Consider the following 21684-nt stretch of genomic DNA (forward strand, 5'->3'; position numbering starts at 1 on the left):
GTAAGGTACTAACGCCATTAATATACGCTTGAGGTGCGGTCCGGCGCTTAAATATTCCGTAATTCTTAAAATAACGTAAATCTGTTCTTCCCGCAGGCGGTTTCCCGGGTTAGCGACCCACCAACTCATTGGAGTAAAGGGGGAACCGCTCCATGAATTCGTGTACCTCGCCGCGGATTCTGGCCAGCACCGCCTCGTCGTTGGAGTGGCGAATCACTTCATCGATCCAGGCTACGGTCTGCCGGCAATCGTCCTCGTTGAAGCCCCGGGTGGTGATGGCCGCCGTGCCGATGCGGATGCCGCTGGTGACCACGGCCGACTTCTTGTCGAAGGGCACCATATTCTTGTTGAGGGTGATGTCGGCCTTGCCGAGGGCTACCTCGGCGTCGCGGCCGGTGATGTCCTTGTTGCTCAGGTCGATCAGCATGCTGTGATTGTCGGTACCGCCGCTGATGATGTGGTAGCCGCGTTCGATCAGGGCGTCGGCCATTGCGCGGGCGTTGGCGATCACCTGTTTACCATAAGCCTTCCAGCCTTCCGAGAGGCATTCGCCGAAGGCCACGGCCTTGCCGGCGATGACGTGCTCCAGGGGGCCACCCTGCATGCCGGGGAATACGGCGCTGTTCAGGATGCTGCTCATTTTGATGGCGTTACCCTTCTTGGTCTTGCGACCCCAGGGGTTGTCGAAGTCCTTGCCCATCATGATGATGCCGCCACGGGGTCCGCGCAGCGTCTTGTGGGTGGTGCTGGTGACGATGTGGCAATGCGGCATCGGATCGTTGAGCAGGCCGGCGGCGATGAGTCCGGCGGGGTGGGCAATGTCGGCCAGCAACAGCGCGCCTACCTCGTCGGCAATGGCGCGGAAGCGGGCGTAATCCCAGTCGCGGCTATAGGCGGAAGCACCGCAGATGATCAGTTTGGGTTGTACCTCCCGGGCCTTTTCCGCCACCTTGTCCATATCGATGCGGCCGGTCTCCTCCTCCACGCCGTAGAAGTTGGCCTGGTAGTTCTTGCCGCTGAAGTTGGCCGGGTGGCCGTGGCTGAGGTGACCGCCGTGGGCCAGGCTGAAGCCCAACGTCTTGTCACCCGGCTTCAGGCACGCCAGAAACACGGCCGCGTTGGCTTGGGCCCCGGAGTGGGGCTGTACGTTGGCGTACTCGGCCCCGAAGAGTTCGCAGAGCCGGTCGATGGCCAGCTGCTCCACCTGATCCACGATCTCGCAGCCGCCGTAGTACCGCTTGCCGGGGTAACCTTCGGCGTACTTGTTCGTCAGGCAACTGCCCATGGCCTCCATCACGGCGGCGCTGGTGAAATTTTCGGAAGCGATGAGCTCAATGCCGTGGCGCTGGCGTTCGAGTTCCTGGTCGATAAGGTCGAATACGGCGGTGTCGCGGTTCATGGGGGAGGAATTGAAGGGGCAAAGTTACCGCAAGTCGCGGTATTTCCCGGTCGGGCGGCGGGGTTAATTGCTTGGAAATGAAAAGACAAACGCCCGCCCCGACATTGTCGGAGGCGGGCGCCTGTTACCTAGTTAGGGAGGGAGAGTTAAGCCTCCGCCGCGGTGGCGTCGGCGGTCTTGCCGCGGCCGTTGCGGTTGGCGCGGGCTTCCTCTTCCAGGCCCATGAGTTTGGTCTTGATCTTGATTTCGATCTCGTCGGCCACTTCGGGGTTGTCGAGCATGAACTGCTTGGCGGCTTCCCGGCCCTGGGCAATCTTGGCGTCGTCGTAGGCGTACCAGGCGCCGGACTTCTGGATGATGTCCTGATCGACACCGAGGTCGACGATTTCACCCGACTTGGAGATGCCCTCGCCGTACATAATGTCGAACTCCGCTACCCGGAAGGGCGGGGCCAGTTTGTTCTTGGCCACCTTCACCTTGACGTGGTTGCCGACTACGTTACCTTCCTTGTCCTTGATAGCGGCACCGGTGCGGCGGATATCGAGGCGCATGGAGGCATAGAACTTCAGGGCGTTACCGCCGGTGGTGGTTTCGGGGTTGCCGAACATCACGCCGATCTTTTCGCGCAGCTGGTTGATGAAGATGCAGCAGCAGCCGGTCTTGCCGATCGTGCCAGTAAGCTTCCGCATGGCCTGCGACATCAGGCGGGCCTGCAGGCCCATCTTGCTGTCGCCCATTTCTCCTTCGATCTCCGCGCGGGGGACAAGGGCGGCCACGGAGTCGACCACGAGGATGTCGACGGCTCCGGAGCGAATGAGGTTTTCGGCGATCTCCAGGGCCTGTTCGCCGTTGTCGGGCTGGGAGATCAGCAGGTTGTCGGTGTCTACCCCCAGGCTCTGGGCGTAGAAGCGATCGAAAGCGTGCTCGGCGTCCACGATGGCGGCAATACCGCCGCGCTTCTGGCATTCGGCGATGGCGTGGATGGCCAGGGTCGTCTTACCCGAGGATTCGGGACCGTAGATCTCGATGATGCGGCCCTTGGGAAGCCCACCGATGCCGAGGGCGACGTCAAGGCCCAGGGATCCCGTCGGGATGGCCTCCACGTTGGCGGCCTGACTCTCGCCGAGGCGCATGATGGTGCCCTTGCCGTAGGCCTTGTCCAGGCGGTCGATCGTCATCTGGAGCGCCTTCAGCTTGGCGGCGGTGTCTTTGTTGTTATCTGCCATTATCCTGTTTGTTTGAAACTGCTTTTGTTTTGCGACGCTACAAATATAAACATACTGTGGGCGGCCCGCAAGGAAATCAGCAATATTTGTCGAATAATAATTCGCTTTTTAGCGATAAATTGATTTTTGTAACTACTTTGCGTACAGAAATTGTTTGAAAATATGGCACCTGCGGCCGCGCCCTAATGTAGCTTCGGATTGTCGCGGTGACGGTCGCCGTCGCGCCGCGTCTTCTTGGCCAGGTTGCGCTCGAGGGCCTCCGTAAGGTCGGTGCCGGTCTGGTTGGCCAGGCAGATCAGGACGAACAACACGTCGGCAAGTTCATCGGCCAGCTGCGCAGGAGCTTCGGCGGCGTCCTGCGGGTTCTTGAACGACTGCTCCCCGTAGAGGCGGGCCATCAGGCGGGCCACCTCCCCGGTCTCCTCCATGAGGATAGCGGTGTTGGTAAGCTCACCGTAGTAGCGCACGCCTACCGTGGTGATCCATTGGTCAACAACGTTCTGGGCCTCCTTTAGGGTCATGGCAGCGCGGAAAAAAGGCACCGAAATTGGTTTCCGGTGCCTGGGTTAAGCGGTATCCGCCGGGCGGATCAGTAAGAGTTGATGATGCGGAACTTCGTGCCGTTCACTTCTACGGTGTCGCCGTTGTGCTTGCCGCGCATGGCCTTGTAGAGGGGGCTTTCGGTGGAGATGCCGCGGTACTTTTTGCCGTTGACCTCAAACTCGTCGCTGGCGGCGCCGACGAAGAAGAGCCCCCGGTCGGTCTCGACGATATCGCCCAACTGGATTTCCTCGGTCGGTTCGATACTGTCGATGTTGGCCAGCATCCGGATCTCGTGTTGCAGGGCTTCCACGACGGAGGAGCGTGCTTCCACGCGGTTGATCGACTGGTCGACCTTGCCGTCCTCAAAGAGGTTCTCGGTTTCCTCGTTCGTTTCTTCCGCCTCGGCCAGGTCGGCGTTCTGCATGGCCAGCATATTCTGGTAGGAATTTTCCTTGATGGTCAGCAGTTGGGCGGCTACGGCCTGCTTCTCGGCGGCCTGCTCTTTGGTAAGTTGCATGGTTGATGATTTGGCTACTGCAACGGCTAAGGCCCTGGCATGTTTGGCTGAAATTGGGGTGGGGGGTGAACATCTCCGTGGTTGCTCAGATTATGTAACAGACAGTACACATGTGTACCGTTGACCAAAATGCACCCCGGCCGGGACTGATTTTACCGGCGCCGCTGAACGTGCCATCCCGCCACGGGTCGTGTTCAGCAACGCCACGATTTCCCGTGCAGGCTGACCAATATTATCGCGAAGCTCACAACGCGTTGTGGAGTCAATCGCAACTTCTAAGGTCATGTCTTTTGCTGGGTTTTTGGTTAATGTTCGGGCAAGTCGGATCCTCCGACTTGCCTTTTTTGTGCTTAACCCCCCGCTGACAACTTAGCCTACCGCTGCTTCGCCACCCATTCCACGTGCCGCCGGATGCGCTCGTCGGCCAGCAGCAGTTCCTTGGTGTGGAAGTCGCGCGCCAGCTCCTTTTCGTCGGGGATCAGGCGGTGAATGCCCTTGTGGCATGCGCGGCAGATCAGGATGCGGTTCAGGGTCATTTCCTCCTTGCTGAAGCGCTTCTGGAAATAGCTCTTCCGATGCACCGCACGCGGGATGAGGTGGTGTTCCGTTAGGGGCTGTACCCGCGCGCAGAGTTCGCACTCCCCGACGGGGCCCCGTAACCGGTCGGTATAGTTCTTTCCTTTTCTTGGCACTGGCCGGTGGGGCGGCTGCCCCGCTGCTTAATGCGCTTCTAACCAGTTTTCCCCCATTCCGGTTTCCACCACGATGGGTACGTCCAAGTGGGGAATGGCCTCGCGCATCAGTTCCTCGATCAGCGGCGTCACCTTCTCCACCTCATCCCGGGGCGCGTCGAACACTAGTTCGTCGTGTACCTGCAGCACCATGCGGGTGCGGAAGCCCTTTTCACGCAGCATCTTATGGATGCGGATCATGGCCAGCTTGATCATGTCGGCAGCCGTACCCTGGATCGGGGTATTCATGGCCATGCGCTCGGCCAGCGACCGCGCCACGCCGCTGCGGCTGTTAATATCGCGCAGGCTCCGCTTGCGGCCCAGCAGGGTGGTGACGTAACCCTCCTCGCGGGCCTGCTCCACGGTGCCGCTCATGAATTTTTTCAAACCGGTGAACCGCTCGTAGTAGTTGGCAATGAGCTGACTGGCTTCGGCCCGGCTGATCTCCAGTTCCTGCGTAAGGCGCTGGGCACCCGCCCCGTAGAGGATGGCGAAGTTGATCGTCTTGGCCTGGTATCGCTGCACGCGGCTCACCTCCTCGTAGGGTACGTCGAAGATCAGTGCGGCAGTAGCCGTATGGATGTCCTTCCCGGTGCGGAAGGCATCGAGCATCCCCTCGTCCTGGCTCAGCGCGGCCACCAGTCGCAGTTCGATCTGGGAGTAATCGGAGGCCAGCAGGATGTGGTCCTTGTCACGCGGGATGAAGGCCTTGCGTATCTCGGCTCCCTCCGGCGTACGCACCGGGATGTTCTGCAGGTTCGGGTTGTTACTGCTCAGGCGTCCCGTGGCGGCGATGGTCTGGTTGAAGCTGGAGTGGATCCGCCCGTCCTCATTCATCAGCAGGGGCAGGGCATCCACGTAGGTGCCCAGCAGTTTGCTCAGGCTGCGGTGGCGCAGGATCTGCTTGACGATGGGGAAGTCGGCACTCACTTCCGCCAGGGTGGCTTCGTCCGTTTTGTACTGCCCGGTTTTGGTCTTGCTGCCCTTGTAGGGGACGCCCATGCGGCCGAAGAGGATCTCGCCGATCTGCTTAGGCGAACCGATATTGAACTCCGAGCCGGCCATCTGGTACACCTCCCGCTCGATCGACTGCAGTTCCTCGGTGAGCACCTTGCTGTAGTTGCGCAGGAATTCTCCGTCGACGTTGATGCCTTCGAGTTCAATGTCGCGCAGCACGGGGATCAGCGGCGCTTCCACGGTTTCGTAAAGTTCCATCAGCCCTTCCTCCTCAAGTTCAGGCCACAGGGCGTGGTAGAGCCGCAGGGTGATGTCGGCGTCCTCGCAGGCGTATTCCACGACCTTTTCCACGGGTACGTCGCGCATGGTCAGCTGCTTCTTACCCTTGCCGATGAGGGCCTCGATGGGCACGGGCTTATAATTGAGGTATTCCTCACTCAGGATGTCCATTTTGTGCCGCTTGTCGGGGTGCAGCAGGTAGTGGATCACCATGGTATCGAGCAGCTTGCCCTTGACCGGGGCCCCGTAGCGTTCGAGCACGATCATGTCGTACTTCAGGTTCTGGCCCACCTTGTCGATGGTGGCGTCGGCCAGCAGCGGGGCGAATTCGGCTGCGATAGCTTCCGCTGCTGCGCGGTCGGCGGGTACGGGCACGTAGTAGGCTTCTCCGCTCTGCCAGGCGAAGGACAGTCCCACCAGCTCGGCGGTCGTGGGGTCGATACTCGTCGTTTCCGTATCGAAGGAGAACAGTTTCTGCTGGCTCAGCTGGTCAATCAGAGCGGCGCGTTCCTCGGGCGTTTCCGCCTTGTGGTAGGCCTGCTCGGTGTTGCCCAGGTGCTCGTCGGCCACGGCGTGGGCCGGGGGTTGCCGGAAGCGCGAGCTTCCATTGGTGGGCGCGGACGCGGGTGCCGTATCCGTGGAAGCGGGAGCGAACAGGTCACCCTGGGCGGAGGCCGGTTTGGGTGCTTCCTCTTCGCCCAGGATCTCGTTGGCGATCGAGCGGAATTCCAGTTCCCGGAACACGTCGGTGAGGTAGTCGCGGTCGAAGGGTTCAATGAGGTAGGCTTCCGGGTCGAAGGTGATGGGGACGTCCTGGATGATCGTCGCCAGTTTCTTGCTCAGCAGTGCCTGGTCACGGTATTCGCGCAGGCGTTCCTGGTTCTTGCCGCGCACCTTGTCGGTTTGATCCAGCAGGGCTTCCATGGTGCCGAACTGCTTGATGAATTTCGCTGCCGTCTTCGGGCCGATGCCGGGCACGCCGGGGATGTTGTCCACCGAGTCGCCCATCAATCCCAGCATATCGATCACCTGATCGGGATTGTCGATATCCCACTTTTCCTTGATCTCGTCGACGCCCAGGATTTCGACGCCGTTGCCCATACGGCTGGGTTTGTACATCAGGATCTTCTCCTCCACGAGCTGGCCGTAGTCCTTGTCGGGGGTAACCATGTACACCGTGTAGCCCGCGCGGGCGGCCTGCTTGGACAGGGTGCCGATGACGTCGTCGGCCTCATAATTCGGCACGATGATGATCGGGATCTTGAAGGCCTGCAGGATCTGATGGATATAGGGGAAGGCGATTCCGATGTCCTCGGGTTGCTCCTCGCGGTTGGCCTTATAGTCGGCCGCCAGTTCATTGCGGAAGGTCGGGCCCTCGGGGTCGAATACGACGGCCAGGTGAGTGGGCTGCTGGTTCTTCATCAGATCCCACAGCGTCCGCGTAAAGCCGTGCATGGCCGAGGTGTTTACCCCCTTGGAGTTGATGAGCGGGCGGTTGATGAAGGCGAAATGCGCGCGGTATACGAGGGCGTGTCCGTCGAGCAAAAAGAGGCGCTTGTCGGTGTCGGGATTGGGCATGGGGCGAAGGTAAGGAAGTCTTGCGGTGGACGCCTGCCCGGTAAACCAGCTGATTTCCTCCAGCGAGGGTGGCGGAAACCTGGGAAAAGTCCGGAAAGGCGGGAACCGTCCACGAGGCTTGCCGTAGCCATCCCGCCTACAACAATTTGAATATCCTGGATCGCCGGTAAGCCGCCTGCATCCCGTCCTGCTTATTCTGCAGTGATCTACGATAACCGGGGCAAGCGGCACGGAGACATCATGTGCCAGCGCACTATCCCGGATACCGGGCACAGCACCAGCGGGGAGCGTCCGGAGGTGGCACTGCCCATGATCTAGCAATTTCTTAACGCCCACAATTGAGTGTGAACGGAGTGTATACCAGAACGTCACCGCGGTGCCCGGGCCGCTTGCTTCGGTTATGTTTGTGCTTAGCAGTACCCCCCCCATGGAAAAGGCCCTTCACCAAAGTGATGAAGGGCCTTTTTATGTCTAAGGGGGGGCCGGGGGCTTATTGTTTGAGTAGCCAAGACGATGTTGGTTACTAAGCCCTTGGTCACCAGCCCACTAGGCCCGCAATTTTACCTTCTCGGCAACGGGGCCTTTGGGGCCGCGGCCGGCTTCAAAAACGACTTGGTCGCCGTCGCGGATCGGGCCCTGGAGATTATCCACGTGCACGAAATAGCTCTCGTCGCCCTCGTCGCCGATGATGAAGCCGTACCCCTTTTCGTGATTCAGGAATTTAACGAATCCAGCCTTTTCAAAACTGGATTCAGCTGATTTTTCGGACGGGGGGACGCTGACTTCTATTTCTTCAAGGCTCACCTGTTTGCGCAGGCTCGGATCGGGAGCGTGTGGGGTCAGGTTGCCATCCACGCCAACGTACATGAATTCGGGTGGCTTGCGTGCGCTCAGTTTCTTTTGCTCCCGCTTTTCACTTTTCTCACGCTTCTTTTTCTGTTTCTTTTTCTCTCGCTGTTTTTTGTTGAAAGTATCTGCCATAGACTTCTTTAGGGGGGGAAACGCAACGCCGGGGTACTAAAAGGAATAACAATGGATGCGCGTATCACTAGTCCAGTCAGGATACGCCAAAATCACTCCGCTGCTAATTCGTGGGTAGCGGGAGCGTTTGGTCGTGTCCCAGTAGGGGCAACCGGTCAGTGCAGGGGAAGTTGTGGAAAGAACGCTTTATTCACACGACGATCCTCCCCACCGGCGTCCATCAGAGGGAGAATGGTCGGTAGGCAACGGCGGTTAGCGAGGGGGTGCTGGCCTCCAAGCAGAAAGCCCCGGCCGCGGATACGGCCAGGGCTTTACTACCTAATGAGTGAATGTGTAGACTATTTGTTGGGCCAGTTGCCCCAGATGCTGCAGTGGCCGGCGTTGTCGGTGCCGTCTACTTCGGTTTGCAGACCGGAGTACGCAGCGTTCATTATCGCCCGGGGGCTGAACTGCACCTTGCCGGTGCTTTCCTTGCGGAAGGCCTTGCCGAAGTGCCCCTGGCTGAGTCCGTGACCCGCCTCGTGCAGGGCAACGGTTTCGATGTCGATGCTGGTGGCCCAGTTGAAGCGGTCGTTGTAGTAGATCTCGCGCCAGGCTACGTCGGGCTTCCGGTCGTTATTGATGTCGACGAGGTCGCCCTGGGCATCCACCGCCACGAGGGTGAAAGTCACACCCAGTACCGAGCGGCCGGAATTGCCGAACAGCTGCTGGAAGAAGGAAGCGGGCATCCAGCCGTTGTGTACTACGTCAGCTACGTATTCGTAGCTTCCGCCGTAGCCCAGCAGGTTGGATACGAACCCGGTGGGGCGCCCGTCGGATGCGATCCGGAACATGCCCAGGTCGCTGCAGGTAGCTTCGTCCCAGGTATCCATGGCACGACCGATGGCGGCGCTGCTCAGTTCGGAGGGAACGTCCTGGCTCGGACGGGCTTCGTCGATGTAGTAGGAAATGGCATCGGTGCCGTCGCCCGAAAGTCCGGGAGCGAAGTCGTAATCCAGTTGCTTGTTGCCGCGGTTGTTGAAGAAAACGGTGTTGCCCATCTCGTCGGAATCGCCCGCCGTGATGTACTCTGCCTTAACCACTTCGTAGCGGATGCCATCTGCGCTTTTGCCCAGTTTGCCTCCGGGGGTAGGGAGGTCGGCATAAATCGCCTCGGGGGTGGCCATTGCGATGGTATCCACGATGGGCTCCTGCTCACAGGCTAGGGTAAGGAAAGCCAGCGATAGCAGGCTTCCGGTACGGATGAAAAAATTAGTCATGAGTTAGGTGAATAAATGAAGAGAGATTAGAGAGCGGCCTGTTCTATCGGGCGCACAAGCACCCAATAAGTCGACCGGTAGGAAAAGGGTTAATGCAAAATGACAGCGAATTTTCCCTGCCCGGCAATGACCGGGGGCGGAAAAGGTCCATTGATTGCAAGAGCAACAAATGGGCTGTCAGATGGAAACGGTTCCCGGTAGTGATTATTTGAAGGATGATAAATTTTTAAATCAGTGGCGGGGTGGCTGGTCGCCTCGGCTCTCTCACACCTAATGCCGGCAAGCGGGACAACTAAGACAAGGAAAGGCCTCACCCCCGGAGGGATGAGGCCTTTCGCTCAGGTAGCCTTTACTACGCTTTAGTTTTTGGGCCAGTTGCCCCAGATGCTGCAGTGGCCGGCATTGTCGGTCCCGTCCACGGTGGTCTGGACGCCCGAGTAGGTGGCGTTCATGACAGCCCGGGGGGAGAAGTGAAGCTTGCCGTTACTCGTGGTGCGGAAAGCCTTGCCGAAATGGGCCTGGCTCAGGCCGTGACCTACTTCGTGCAGACTGACCGTCTCGATGTCAAAGCCGGGGCTGGCCCCGGCGCTCCAGGTGAAGTTGTCGTTGTAGTAGATTTCCCGCCACGCGACGTCACCCTTGTTGTCGTTGTTGGTATCGACGGGGTTGCCATTTCCGTCTACGTAAATGATGGTGAAGGTCACGCCGAGTATGGACCGGCTTCCGTTGGGCCGCAGACGATCGAAAAAGATACCTGGTAACCAGCCGCCGTGTACGACGTCGGCCACGTAGGAGAAGCTGCCTCCAAAGCCGAGAAGCGCGGAGTAGAATCCGGTCGGGCGACCGTCCGAAGGGATGCGGGTTATGCCCAGTTCGGAGCAGGACGCGGCTTCCCAGGTGTCCATTGAAGCTACGATGGCGCTGGTGCTCTCCTCCACGGAGACATTACCGGAGGGGCGGGTTTCGTCAACGTAGTAAGTCACGGCATCGGTTCCATCCAGTTGGAGGGAGCCGGGTACGAAGTCGAACGACAGTTGTTTGTTGCCGCGGTTGTTGAAGAAGATCACATTCCCCATCTCGTCGGAATCGCCGGAAGTAATGTACTCGGCCATGGCTACGGCGTAGGTATGGCCGTCGGCACTTTTGCCGAGGTTGGCGGCACCACTTTTGCCCGTGGGTAAGTCAAGGAAGAGGGGGGCGGGGGTGGTTAGTTAAACCTGCTCAACTATTGGTTCCTGCTCACAGGAAACCATAAAGAAGGTAGCAGACAGCAGGGCTGCGGCTGGTAAAAACGAAAAGCGCATAAGGGGTAGTTGTTGGGATTAACAGTAATCTCGCATACGCGAGATGCTCCGGCAGGCTAGCCACGCAAACTGAGGTAGCCAGGAAGTGCCTCAATATATAATATTAATCCATAGATGTTTTAATCGGAAAAGGTGGCGTGACGGCACCGCGACGAAGGGTGGGAAAGTACCTACCGGTTTACTCAGGTGACCAGTAGGGTTTTTACGTGGATTAATGGACGAAACTGTGCCATTGCCGTTACACGGGCCAGTCAGCGTGTACCAACTACTGGTAACCTACCGCTACGGCCAGCAAAAGTCCGGCCCACGCCCAAATCAGGATGAGTCCCGTGAGTGGGAGGATAAAGCGTAGCCAACGGTCGAACGGCACCCGACAAACGCCGAGCATGGCCACCAGACCGCCGAGTGAGGGATTGAACAGGTTGGTCACCCCGTCGCCAATCTGGAAAGCCAGGATGGAAATCTGCGGACTCAGATCCAGCGCCCGCCCGAGCGGAATCATTACCGGCAAGGTGGCCAGGGCCTGCCCGCTACCGCTGGGAATGAGCAGGTTGATGCCACTCTGGCCGATCGACATCCCGACGGCGGAGGCGTAGGTGGGCAGTCCATCTAGTGCCTGCGCCAGACCGTAACTCATGGTGTCCTGGATCTGACCCTGTTCAAGGATCACCTTGACCGTGGCCGCCATTCCTATGATGAAGGTGGCGGGTGCCATTTCCGCGACGGCACGCATGGCCGCATCGGTCAGTTCCTTGGCACTCAGGCCGCTGGTCAGGGCACACACTACCATGACGATCAGGAAGACGGCGGAGATCTCATTAATCCCGAACCCCCACTGAAAGACCCCGAAAAGCACGACGCCCAGTCCGGCCAGGAAGACCGACAACAACCACCAGTTGCGACCGCTGATGCGGTAATCAGCCAGTGGCTGGGAAAGTGCCAACCCCGTGGTGTCGAGGCCCCGGCCGATGCCGCTTTCCGGATTGGCCTGCAGGCGACGGTAATAGCGTACGTTATAAAAGGCCGTCAGGGCGAGGGCGCCAAAGCACAGGATCGAGCGCAACCACCAACCGCTGAAGAGTGGCAGGCCGGCGATCTCGTGGCCGATACCCACGGTGTAGGGGTTGATGGGGGAGAGCCCGAAGGCTACCGTCATTCCTCCCAGGCTCACGCCCGCCGCCAGGATAAGGTCGCCGCCAAGGGCCAGCACCACCACCACGGCAATGGGTACGGTTGCGATGTTGTTCTCGTATCCGACCAGCACGCCGAGCATTCCGTATACGAAGGTGAGCAGCACCAGCAGGAGTTCCGAGCGCTGCCGACCCATGCGGTACACCAGGCGGCCCACGGCATTCTCGATGGTACGCGAGCGCTCCAGTACGGAGAACATCAGGGCACTGGCCAGGCAGATGAATATGACGGGCGTGGCCAGCCGGTAGCCCTCTGGGAAGGCACGGAACATGGCAAACGGGCCGACCGGCGTGGAGGGCACCTCGGCGTAGCTGTCCGGCACCACCCGCAGACTGCCGTTGATCTCCGTGCGGGCGTACAGGCCGGCTGGCAGCACGTACGTCAGCACCGTCACGACAACGATGATGGCAAACAACATGATGAGGGGTGGGGGGATGTTCGAGTACCAGCGGCGCATTGGGCCCAATGTACGCATTGTCCCTTGTCAGACGTCGGATGTCTTAGACATCCGACGTCTGACAAAAAGGCAGTCGTAAAAAACCTAGCAAACTCAGGCATGACCACATTTTCGTCTTAGCCGAGATAGTGTAGGGGGCACAGAAAAGCACCGTGGCAGACGTCGGACGTGTGACATTCTGTCACACGTCCGACGTCTGCCAGGATGGCCGCAAAATCAAACCTGTACCTGATTCTGCCAAAGCCGCCTGAAGGCCTCACTGTCGCGCAGGAGGGTGTTGAGCCTGCCCTCACTCACGATGCGGCCCTCCTCGAGGTAGTAGATGTAATCGAATTCCCGCAGCAGGTGCAGGCGGTGGAGCGTGGAGACGATGGTTCGGTCCGGATAAGCGGCGAAGATGCGCTGATAGACGAGCACTTCCGACTCGGGATCCAGGCTGCTGGTGGGCTCGTCGAGCAGGAGCAGGGTAGAGCTCTCGGCGGCCAGCAGACCCCGGGCGATGCTCAGCCGCTGCCGCTGGCCGCCACTTAAATTGGTGCCGCCCTCCGATAGCCAGGTGTCGAGCCCGTTGTCGGCAGTGGCGATCACGTCCTCCAGGGCGGCCAGATGAATGGCCTGCTCCAGGGTGGCGGGCTTGCGCTGGATGCCCATGGTGAGGTTCTGCAGGATCGTTTCCTCGAAAATTTCCGGGCTCTGGGGGATCAGGGTAGTCTGCTCATATAGCTGGGCGGGTGAGCCGGCGGGGTGTCCGTCGAAGGTCACTTGCAGGGAGTCGGGCGGATAAAGTCCGCGCAGGTTGTAGAGCAGGGTGGTCTTGCCGCTGCCGCTGGGCCCGATGAATGCGATGCGCTGACCGCGGCCCAGGCGAAGGCTGACGTCGCTGAGGCCGCGGGCCTCCTCGGTGTCGGTAGCGTAGGTAAAATTGAGGTGGTCGATCTGGATTTCCCGCCAGTCGCGGTTTACGGGGGTACCGGGCCGCAGGGCCGGCCGCGCGCGCCGTTCGTAGGCGGAGGTGATAGGGTCGATCGCGGCCAGGTCGGCCCGCAGCCGGATAACGGTGTTGTACTGACCGGTAAGGGCGTTGAACATGTTGGCGAACTGATTGACGTAGCCGATGAGGGTAACCAGGCCACCCACCAGGAAGACCTCTCCGGGCACGTAGTTCTGGTACACGTAGCCGATCACGATGATCACGTACATCAGTCCGATGAGGACGCCGGTGGCGAACCACTTCTGCTCGTTGAGCTGGGTGTTGCGGAGGAAGGGGGGCCAGACGGCCTTGATGCGGCGGTCGATCTGCTTCGAAGTCTGCCGGCCAAGTCGCAGGGTGGTGACGGTGATGATGTTGCCGAGGTTGTCGGTGAGGCCAGCCAGCAGGTCATTCTCCCGTTCGTTGGTTTCCTGGGTCACGGCGATGATGGGGCGGTCGAATGCCAGCACGGTCAGCACGATCAGTATGCCCACGGCACCCGCGACCCCGCCAAAAAGGGCACTGAACCAGATGATGGCGACGATCGAAAAGAGCATGCGCACCAGCGTCTGGAAGTAGACGAAGCCGTTGTCGAAAAAATTCTTGAGCGCCTCGTAGGCCTTGCGCGTACGGTTGATGGTATCGCCGCTGTGATGGCGCCGGTGCCAGTCGAGGGGCAGCCGCACCACCCGGTCGTAGGTCTCCATAAGCAGGCGCCGGCTAATCTCGTAAGCCATGCGCCGCTCCATTAAACGGGCCGGCCACTGAAACGCCCAGCCGCCTAGGATGAGGGCCATGTAAGCGCCCCCGTAAATCCATGCCGCCGTGATGAGGTCGCCGCGCTCTTCCTGCAGGTAGTTGATGAAGTAACCGAAGATGATGGGCTGCAGCGAGGCGAGCAGGTTCACGAAGGTGAACATGACATAGATGAGCAGGTAGCGCCCCCGCAGGCCCCGGGCGTAGGCCCAGGAGGTGCGCAGCAGCTGCTCGTAGGGGTTGGTGGAGAAGAATTCCCGCCACTGTCGGATGGTCCCTTTCAAATTTTGATACTTTTAGGCGATACGACGCCGCCCGGCTATAACCACTACTATATGTTACGTTCCCTATTGCTTTTGTTCAATATTTTCCTCGCCCTTTCCCTGCTTTCGCAGGAACACAAACGGCGCCTCCCCCTCGACACGGCAATCGTGACGGAAAACACCGTCCGCATCAAGGGTCAGGCCGTTCCCTACCGCGTGGAGATCGGCGTGCAGCCTGTCTATAACGACAGCGGCAAGGTTACGGCCGGATTGCACTACACTTATTACCGCCGCACGGACCAGAACGACCCCAACCGGCCCCTGCTCATCAGTTTCAACGGCGGCCCCGGCTCCGCTTCGGTATGGATGCACCTGGCCTACACCGGCCCCAAGGTGCTTAACATCGACGAGGAAGGCTACCCCGTGCAGCCCTACGGCATCAGCGACAACCCCTACTCGGTGCTCGACCTGACGGACATTGTGTACGTGAACCCCGTCAATACCGGCTTCAGCCGCATGGTGGAGGGGGCCGACCGCGAGCAATTCTTCGGCGTGAACCAGGACATCGAATACCTGGCCGACTGGCTCAGCAACTGGGTGAGTCGCCACGACCGCTGGCGCTCGCCCAAGTTCCTCATCGGCGAAAGCTACGGGACCACCCGGGTATCGGGCCTGGCCCTCGAACTGCAGGATAACCGCTGGATGTACCTCAACGGCGTCATTCTGGTATCGCCCACCGAGATCGGCATCGAGCGGGCGGGCATCGTCGAGGCCGCCAACCAGCTGCCCTACTTTGCCGCCGCCGCCTGGTACCACCAGCAACTGCCCGCCGAGCTGCAGTCGATGGAGCTGGAGCCCCTGCTGGCCGAAGTGGAGGCCTACACCCGCAACGAACTGCTGCCCGCCCTGGCCAGCGGCATGGACCTGAGCGACGAGCGCCGCCGACAGGTAGCGGAAACCGCCGCCCGCTATTCCGGACTGGAAGCCCAGGAATGGCTCGACAACAACCTCATGCCCTCCGCCGCCTACTTCTGGAAGAACCTGCTGCGCGGCGAGGAGGCCGGCAACTATACCGTAGGACGCCTGGACAGCCGCTACCGCGGAATCGACGCCATGGCCGCCGGTGAGCGCCCGGACTACAACAGCGAAATCACCAGCTGGCTGCACTCCTTCACCCCCGCCATCAACTACTACCTGCGCGAGGAACTGAACTTCCGTACCGACCTGCAGTACAACATGTTTGGGCCCGTACACCCCTGGGACCGGTCCGGCGACCGCACGGGCTACAACCTGCAGCAGGCCATGGCCATGAACCCCTACCTGAACGTCATGATCCAGTCGGGCTACTTCGACGGCGCCACCAACTACTACGACGCCAAATACACCCTGTGGCACCTCGACCCCAGCGGGCGGATGCGCGACCGGCTCAGCTTCAAAGGCTACGAAAGCGGCCACATGATGTACCTGCGCCGACCCGACCTGGAAGCCGCCAACGAAGACCTGCGCACCTTCATCCGCGCCGCGCTGCCCGGCGAAAAACCGGCCCGGTATTAGCCAGGCGACAATAAGCGCCCGCGCCCCGGGTTATCTTAGCGGCCTAAACCCCCGCCATGCCCCGAGGTCTACTTCTGTTCTTTACGCTCCTCGTGGGGAGCCTCTCCGCCCAGTCCGCCTTCCGTTTCACCGCCAACCCCAAGGCCGCAACCGAGGTGGTCGGCACCTACGCCGCGCTCTCCCTCGATCAGCCCCTGTTCCGCACGCAACTAGCCGCCAAGCGGCAGACGCTGGAGCTGCCGCTTCCGGACGGCACCTTTGGCACGTTCACCGTGGAGAACAGCCCAGTCTTCGCCCCCGAACTGGCCGCCCGCTACCCCCGGATCGGCAGCTACCGGGTAGATGGACCGTGGGGGGCGGGGCGGATCGCCATCTCCCACAAGGGCGTGGACGCCCTGCTGCGCGGACCGGAAGGTACCTACGCCATCCAGCCCGGCGAAACGGCCGACAAGCACCTGGTCTTCTACACGCGGGAATACGCCGGCGAGGAATTCAACCTGCCCCTTAACTGCGGCTACGACCCCGCCGACCCCCTGTCGGCACCGGGGACCGGACGGTCCTCCGCCAAACTTTCCGGCAAACGCGCCGGAGCGCCGCGGGAACTCCGACAGTACGACCTGGCCCTCACCAATACCGGCGAATTCGCCCAGCAGGTAGGCGGCACGAAGGAAGACGTACTGGCCGCCTTCAATACCGCGGTGAGTACGATCAACGCCATCTTCGAACGCGAGGTGGGCGTCCGCATGAATTTGCTGCCCCTGTCGGAGCAACTCATCTACCTCAACCCCGACACCGACCCCTTCGTCGATACCGACGAAGGCACCGGACTGCTCGACCAGGTGATCAATGCCTTTCAGGACAACAACATCCCGGCTACCGCCTACGACCTCGGCCACATCTTTACCTCCAGCTGCGTGGACGTCGGCGGCGTGGTGAGCGGACTCGCCTGCAGCGGCAGCAAGACCCGCGGCGTTACCTGTCTGCAGGGCAAGAACATCGCCCGCACCGCCGAACGGGTGATGGCCCACGAGATCGCCCACCAGTTCACCGTTAGCCACAGCTGGAACAACTGCCCCTCCAGTCAGGCACAGCGAGCGGGCAACACCGCCTTCGAGCCCGGTTCGGGTACCACGATTATGTCGTACGCCGGCGCCTGCGGCGACCAGAACGTCGGTTCCCCCGATCCCTACTACCACGTGGCCAGCCTGGAACAGTTCATCACCTACACCCGTGAAGGCGGGGCCGCCGGCTGCGCCACCGTCATTGAGACCGACAACGTGAGCCCGGAAGTGATCCTCGACTACGAGGACGGCTTCTACATTCCCAAGGGGACGCCCTTCCGCCTCACGGGTACGGCCACCGATGCCAACGACCCCCAGGAACAGCTCACCTACAACTGGGAGGAGTACGACCTGGGTCCGGCGGTCGACATCACCGACCCCAAAGGCTCTGCCCCGCTGTTCCGCTCCGTGGCCCCCGCGGCCGACGGCTTCACCCGCTACTTTCCCCGCGTTGACCGCGTGGCCAACGGGATCAGCGCCAGCGATGAGGTACTGCCCGATTACGCACGGCCGCTCACCTTCCGCCTGACCGCCCGCGACAACAACCCCGTCGTCGGGGGCGTCGACTGGGCCACGGTCCGCTTTCAGGTAGCCGACGTAGGGGCCTTCACGGTCAACGAGCCCGACCTGGCCGACGATGGCGCTTGGCGGGTTGGTGAATACCGGGAAGTGACCTGGAATGTTGCGGGCACCGACGCCGCGCCCGTCAAGGCCAGCAGCGTCGACATCCTGCTCAGCGGCGACGGCGGACTCACCTTCGATCAGGTACTTGTGGCCAACGTGGCCAATACCGGCAGCGCCTTCGTGACCGTTCCGGATACCCTGGGTACGGCCATGCGGGTGATCGTGGCGGCGGCCGACAACGTGTTCTATAATATGAATGCCCAGGATTTCAGCATAGCCCCCGCCGAGGAGGCTACCTATATCCTGGACTACAGCCTGCACTACGCCAACGTATGTCTGCCCGAGACGGTCACCTCCACCTTCACGGTAGGCAGTGTGCTTGACTTCACCGGCCCCGTGCTGTTGGAAGTGGCGGATGGCTCGCTGCCGGAAGGCGTAGTGGCCACTTTCGCGGAAACCCAACTGATTCCCGGCCAGTCTACCACGCTGACCATCGACCTTTCCGGCTTCAACTCCACCGGGCGGCTGACGATACCCGTGTCGGTCACCTCGCCCGGCCGCGAAAGCAGTCGCCGCGAGATCGTGCTCGACGTGGTCGCCAACGATTTCAGCGACCTCCAGCTGGGCCAACCCGCCGAGGGTACGGAGGGCATTGGGCTGACGGCGGATTTCAAGTGGACCGCCGCGGCCAACGCCGAAACCTACGAGATCCAAATCGCGCCTACCCCGGCCTTCGCTGCGGGCACCCTCTTTGCTTCGGCCCAAGACCTTACCCGCACCACCTTCACCCCGGAAGAATTTTTCTCCCCCAACCAGGTTTACTTTTGGCGCGTGCGGCCCGTGAATAGCTGCGGTGCGGGTCCCTGGACGGAGACGGCCTCCTTCCACACGGTAAGCAGCCAGTGCGATACCTACACCGGTACCGATACACCCGTGGCGTTGCCCGGTTCCGGTGGGGCATTCACCCGGGAGTCAAAGCTCTTCGTCGACCGGCGCGGCACCATCAACGACCTGAACCTGCCCAACGTCCACATCAATTACCAGTTCGCCTCCAAAGTAACCGTGAGCCTGACGAGCCCCGCCGGCACCACGGTTACGCTTTACGCCGAGAAATGCTTCAGTACCAATTCCATCAACCTGGGATTTGACGACGACGCGCCGGAAGCCGTGGCCTGCCCCCCCGACGATAAGCGGGTGTTCCAGCCCCTGGACGCCCTGGCCGCCTTCGCCGGGGAGGATACCTTCGGTGATTGGGTGCTCTCCGTGGCCGTCAGCGAAACCAACGGCGCGGCCGGCCAGATCGTCGCCTGGTCCGTAGAATTCTGTGCGGACGTAAGTGCCCCCACGCCGGAAACCCTCGTCAACACCCCCACCGAAGTGCAGCCCCTGGGCCGCAACGCCGTCCTGCGCGCCGAACTGGAAATCGTCACCGACGCCGACGCACCCGCCGCCACCCTTTACCAGCTGACCCGACTGCCCGCGCGCGGACATCTGGAAATCGGCGGCACCGTCCTCCGGCTGGGCGATACCTTCACCCAGGCCGACATCAATGACGGCCGGCTGGTGTACGAAAATCGCGACAGCTCCCTCGCCACCGACCAATTCGGCTTCGTGGTGACCACCGAGAGCGGCGGCTACCTGCCGGTCACCTACCACGACCTGCTGCTTACCGAGGACGCCGTAAACCCCACCCGGGAAACGGCGCCCCTGGACGCATCCCTGGCTGTATACCCCAATCCGACCCGGGGTGCCCTGCACCTGCGCTGGTCCGCCCCCGGAAACCGCGATATGAGCCTCGACCTCTACGATCTGAGCGGGCGCCGTCTGCTTCGGCGGTGGGTGCCGCTGGCAACGGGCGCGGCTACCCTGGATACCGACGACCTGCTCCCGGGCGTGTACCTGCTGGTGGTCGACGGCACCGTGTACCGGCGAATCATGCGTCAGTAACTATTCGGCAAAGGATTTGGCCCGGGCGTAAAGGGCGTCGACAACCTCCGCGATGAAGTCGCCGTGCATGATGGTGTAGCGGTCCTTCGTATTGATTACGTTGGGTGGAAGGTCCCGGCCGTACCGTTCTTCCAGTTCCTCGCGGCGGTGGGCGTAGAACAGCACCGGCACGTGCCGGATGACGGGATCGCAGGCGAGCATGGCCGCAAAGTCGATGCCGCGCGTTTTCTCGTTGCCCCCGGTTTCGTCCCGCGTCACGTCGCTGATGATGAGGTCGATCCGGTTCTCGGGGTAGTCACCCTGCTTGTTGCGGTTCACGAGCAGCTGGTAAGCCTCGTCGCTGGTCCGCATCGTGTAGCAATACGTGTGCAGGCGATCCAGAATGGCCATCGGCAGGGGATAGGTGAGGCTGTCGTCGACCCACAGGATCTTGTACTTCTCCTCCCGCTGGGCCAGGTAGGAAATCTTTTCCTTGATCTCCGGATTGTCGCGGATGCCGAAGGCCTCCAGCGTGCGGTCGAGGTCGCGCACGTTGCTGAGCTCCCACAGGACGGGCTTGATGCGCTGAAGCAGGTTGGTCTTGATGTCCGACTTGTACTCCGGCCAGTTGAAGCGGCGCAGGAAGCGACCGGCGGCCTCCGCCCCGCGGCGGAACAGGCGCAGCTTGTCCGCCTCGGAAATATTGAAATTGATCCAGTTGAAGCCCTCCACGTCGATGTATTCTACCAGGGCCTTGTATTCGGGGTTGTTGCGGATGAATTCCAGGTCGCGCAGGTTTCGTACGCCCTCCTGCATGTTGCCCAGGTAGCCGCCGAGATTCTTGATGTCGGTGGCGTGGCGGCGGTCGACGCCCAGTTTCACGCCGATGGTGGGGCGCTGGGGAATGTGGTCGCTCTTGTGGAAGAGGTCAATGGGGAAATTGGACATCACGCCGCCGTCGACAAACAGGATCTCGCCGGGCAATTCTCCGGGATAGCCGGCCAGGCGGCGCCAATTGCGGCGCACCTCCTCTTCCTTTCCCTGCGTCCAGGCAAGTGAAACACGCTTCGGGGTAAAAAAGAAAGGGATGGCCATCGAGGCCCGCACGAAGGAAGCCGGATTCTGGGCTTCGGGGTGCTTGTAGTAGAGTTCGGCCATACGTGGAAATTCCACCTTGGTCTGGGTGGTGATGTCGGCGGCCACGATGGCGATCTTGGGCTGCAGTTCCTCGGCATCGACGGGCCGGCGGCGGTTGCCGTAGTCGGACACGTGTTCCAGGCTGTCGGGCAATTTGCACAGGTTCTCGTTCAGCTCCTGCCAGCTTTGGTGGGTAAGTTGCTTGGAGAGCCATTCCTCAAAGTGATCGCCCGGGTTGATACCAAATTCGCTGAACAGCTCCGGAAGGTTATCGGCCGCCTGCAGGAGGGCGGGCAGCTTAGGAACGACGTTAAAGGCCTCGCTGAACTTTACCCCCGACTGAATGAGCTGCGTAAGCTTTTTGGCGTCCTGGCCCCCGTCCACGAAGTCGGTAAAGCGCTTGCTCGCGATCCGCTCCAGGATCTTGACGCTCTTTTTCTCCTCGGGCGTGCCGGCGTCGGCCATCAGCAGGGTGTTGATCGATCCGGCGCTGGTGCCGCCAAGACTCAGAAAGCGTATCCCCATTTCCTCCAGCACGTAGGTGAAGCCCACCAGGGCAATACCGAGCACGCCCCCGCCCTCCTGCACCAGGTTGACGTACTGGTGCCCGTCGCCGTCGAAAATGTCGGAATATCGGAACCGGTCGCCCTGCTGTTGTCGGTAGCCCTGCAGGTCTTCCAGGATGTCAAAAACGTATTGTTTGTAGGCGTGGGTGGACATAGTTGAGTGGGTTTAGGAAAAAAGGCATTCCGCCTCAGCTAGCGTAAGATAATGGCTGCCGAGCAGTTACTTCTTCCGGGGCAACCCTTGAAAATGTGGCCGGAAAGGCGTAATATTTAGTACGAATCCCGCCGCCCTCCCCTCACAGTCGGCGGTAAGCTGGCGGCGGCGCGCGGGTGCCGTACGCTTCCGATAAGAACCGGCCTCTCGGGTTCAGCCCGCCCCCCCATGCCCCGGTGCCCATTCCCCTC

Annotated in this window: 14 protein-coding genes; 2 read left to right on the forward strand and 12 right to left on the reverse strand. The window is 61.0% G+C overall.

What is annotated here, in order from left to right:
* Positions 1–109: 109 nt before the first annotated feature.
* From glyA to E4021_RS11985, 11 genes are all read right to left on the reverse strand, one after another.
* On the reverse strand, positions 110–1399 hold the full coding sequence (gene glyA / locus E4021_RS11935; protein WP_136459587.1) for a serine hydroxymethyltransferase: 1290 nt from the start codon (positions 1397–1399) through the stop codon (positions 110–112).
* Between the two features lie 146 nt (positions 1400–1545).
* The gene (gene recA / locus E4021_RS11940) at positions 1546–2625 is read right to left on the reverse strand and encodes a recombinase RecA (protein ID WP_136459588.1); all 1080 of its coding nucleotides are present in this window, start codon (positions 2623–2625) and stop codon (positions 1546–1548) included.
* Between the two features lie 182 nt (positions 2626–2807).
* Complete coding sequence (locus tag E4021_RS11945) at positions 2808–3146, reverse strand: nucleotide pyrophosphohydrolase (protein ID WP_136459589.1); 339 nt, start codon at positions 3144–3146, stop codon at positions 2808–2810.
* Between the two features lie 68 nt (positions 3147–3214).
* The gene (locus E4021_RS11950) at positions 3215–3685 is read right to left on the reverse strand and encodes a hypothetical protein (protein WP_136459590.1); all 471 of its coding nucleotides are present in this window, start codon (positions 3683–3685) and stop codon (positions 3215–3217) included.
* A gap of 374 nt (positions 3686–4059) precedes the next feature.
* Positions 4060–4377, reverse strand: coding sequence for a hypothetical protein (locus E4021_RS11955; protein WP_136459591.1), 318 nt, complete (start codon positions 4375–4377; stop codon positions 4060–4062).
* Between the two features lie 27 nt (positions 4378–4404).
* Positions 4405–7230 (reverse strand): DNA polymerase I, encoded by a 2826-nt coding sequence (polA, locus tag E4021_RS11960; RefSeq protein WP_136459592.1) that lies wholly within the window; start codon positions 7228–7230, stop codon positions 4405–4407.
* A gap of 546 nt (positions 7231–7776) precedes the next feature.
* On the reverse strand, positions 7777–8211 hold the full coding sequence (locus E4021_RS11965; RefSeq protein ID WP_136459593.1) for a cold-shock protein: 435 nt from the start codon (positions 8209–8211) through the stop codon (positions 7777–7779).
* Between the two features lie 338 nt (positions 8212–8549).
* Entirely contained in the window at positions 8550–9470 is a 921-nt protein-coding gene (locus E4021_RS11970) for a hypothetical protein (protein ID WP_136459594.1), read from the reverse strand.
* A 359-nt stretch (positions 9471–9829) separates the two neighbouring features.
* Positions 9830–10582 carry a M10 family metallopeptidase domain-containing protein gene (locus tag E4021_RS11975; RefSeq protein ID WP_136459595.1) on the reverse strand — a complete coding sequence of 251 codons (753 nt, stop codon included), beginning with the start codon at positions 10580–10582 and terminating at the stop codon, positions 9830–9832.
* A gap of 457 nt (positions 10583–11039) precedes the next feature.
* A complete protein-coding gene (locus E4021_RS11980; RefSeq protein WP_136459596.1) occupies positions 11040–12422 on the reverse strand; it encodes a YfcC family protein in 1383 nt (460 codons plus the stop codon).
* Positions 12423–12638: 216 nt separating this feature from the next.
* Entirely contained in the window at positions 12639–14432 is a 1794-nt protein-coding gene (locus tag E4021_RS11985) for an ABC transporter ATP-binding protein (RefSeq protein ID WP_136459597.1), read from the reverse strand.
* A 51-nt stretch (positions 14433–14483) separates the two neighbouring features.
* Here E4021_RS11985 and E4021_RS11990 point away from each other — a divergent pair, with 51 nt between their 5' ends.
* Both E4021_RS11990 and E4021_RS11995 read left to right on the forward strand, forming a co-directional pair.
* The gene (locus E4021_RS11990; RefSeq protein WP_136459598.1) at positions 14484–15965 is read left to right on the forward strand and encodes a S10 family peptidase; all 1482 of its coding nucleotides are present in this window, start codon (positions 14484–14486) and stop codon (positions 15963–15965) included.
* Positions 15966–16021: 56 nt separating this feature from the next.
* Positions 16022–19597 carry a reprolysin-like metallopeptidase gene (locus tag E4021_RS11995; RefSeq protein WP_136459599.1) on the forward strand — a complete coding sequence of 1192 codons (3576 nt, stop codon included), beginning with the start codon at positions 16022–16024 and terminating at the stop codon, positions 19595–19597.
* Here E4021_RS11995 and E4021_RS12000 read toward each other — a convergent pair whose 3' ends face one another.
* On the reverse strand, positions 19598–21433 hold the full coding sequence (locus E4021_RS12000; protein ID WP_136459600.1) for a patatin-like phospholipase family protein: 1836 nt from the start codon (positions 21431–21433) through the stop codon (positions 19598–19600).
* Positions 21434–21684 lie beyond the last annotated feature (251 nt).

The organism is Neolewinella litorea (genome assembly GCF_004803465.1).
Lineage (GTDB): Bacteria > Bacteroidota > Bacteroidia > Chitinophagales > Saprospiraceae > Neolewinella > Neolewinella litorea.

Excerpts from the sequence above, each read along its gene's own strand:
- glyA (WP_136459587.1), bottom strand. The coding sequence starts at position 1,399 with ATGAACCGCGACACCGCCGTATTCGACCTTATCGACCAGGAACTCGAA.
- E4021_RS12000 (WP_136459600.1), bottom strand. The coding sequence starts at position 21,433 with ATGTCCACCCACGCCTACAAACAATACGTTTTTGACATCCTGGAAGAC.
- E4021_RS11950 (WP_136459590.1), bottom strand. The coding sequence starts at position 3,685 with ATGCAACTTACCAAAGAGCAGGCCGCCGAGAAGCAGGCCGTAGCCGCC.
- E4021_RS11980 (WP_136459596.1), bottom strand. The coding sequence starts at position 12,422 with ATGCGCCGCTGGTACTCGAACATCCCCCCACCCCTCATCATGTTGTTT.
- E4021_RS11970 (WP_136459594.1), bottom strand. The coding sequence starts at position 9,470 with ATGACTAATTTTTTCATCCGTACCGGAAGCCTGCTATCGCTGGCTTTC.
- recA (WP_136459588.1), bottom strand. The coding sequence starts at position 2,625 with ATGGCAGATAACAACAAAGACACCGCCGCCAAGCTGAAGGCGCTCCAG.
- E4021_RS11990 (WP_136459598.1), top strand. The coding sequence starts at position 14,484 with ATGTTACGTTCCCTATTGCTTTTGTTCAATATTTTCCTCGCCCTTTCC.
- E4021_RS11945 (WP_136459589.1), bottom strand. The coding sequence starts at position 3,146 with ATGACCCTAAAGGAGGCCCAGAACGTTGTTGACCAATGGATCACCACG.
- E4021_RS11975 (WP_136459595.1), bottom strand. The coding sequence starts at position 10,582 with ATGGCCGAGTACATTACTTCCGGCGATTCCGACGAGATGGGGAATGTG.
- E4021_RS11965 (WP_136459593.1), bottom strand. The coding sequence starts at position 8,211 with ATGGCAGATACTTTCAACAAAAAACAGCGAGAGAAAAAGAAACAGAAA.
- polA (WP_136459592.1), bottom strand. The coding sequence starts at position 7,230 with ATGCCCAATCCCGACACCGACAAGCGCCTCTTTTTGCTCGACGGACAC.
- E4021_RS11995 (WP_136459599.1), top strand. The coding sequence starts at position 16,022 with ATGCCCCGAGGTCTACTTCTGTTCTTTACGCTCCTCGTGGGGAGCCTC.